Source organism: Pseudomonas sp. 51_B (genome assembly GCF_017491595.1).
Lineage (GTDB): Bacteria > Pseudomonadota > Gammaproteobacteria > Pseudomonadales > Pseudomonadaceae > Aquipseudomonas > Aquipseudomonas promysalinigenes.
Map to the genome: position 1 here is coordinate 1 of NZ_JAFGYW010000180.1, position 520 is coordinate 520.

Annotated in this window: 1 pseudogene; it reads right to left on the bottom strand. The window is 60.8% G+C overall.

Annotation, left to right across the window (positions count from 1 at the left end):
• A pseudogene (locus tag J5M56_RS24265) lies at positions 1 to 429 on the bottom strand (hypothetical protein); the annotation flags it as partial.
• Positions 430 to 520 lie beyond the last annotated feature (91 nt).

Sequence of the window (520 nt, forward strand, 5' to 3'; positions counted from 1 at the left end):
GTTCCACAGCGGCGGCAACGGAATGCGATCCCAGTACATCGCAACGCGCGGCAACGGGCACATCGGTGCTGCGCAACCCACCAGCATGGTAAAGCAGCGCTCGCCCGCGCGGTCGACCAGTCGCTGTACGTCCGCATTGCCGGGCAGACCGAAGAAATAGGCGTCCGGCGCGTTATAGCCGTGCACGAAGACATTCACGCTTTGCTCGTTGAGCAGCGTCGCCTTGATGCAATGATTGAAACTGACGACGACGTCATCAGCGCCGATATTCAGCGCTGCGAAATCAGCTGCGGTAATCGCGGGATTATTAGCGATCAATATCACCCGCGCCGCACGGCTGAGACATTCGCGCAGGGCTTCGGGCAAGGCTTGCAAAACCGACTGGTCGCCACCGGGCAGCGCATCCAGCGCCATGCATTCGTCCGCCATTCAGGCGGGCACCTTCATGCCGTAACGCAATTTGATCCAGAGCCGGGTGAAAGCCGACGGCGGTTGCCATGGGCGCATCTCGCGTTGTATG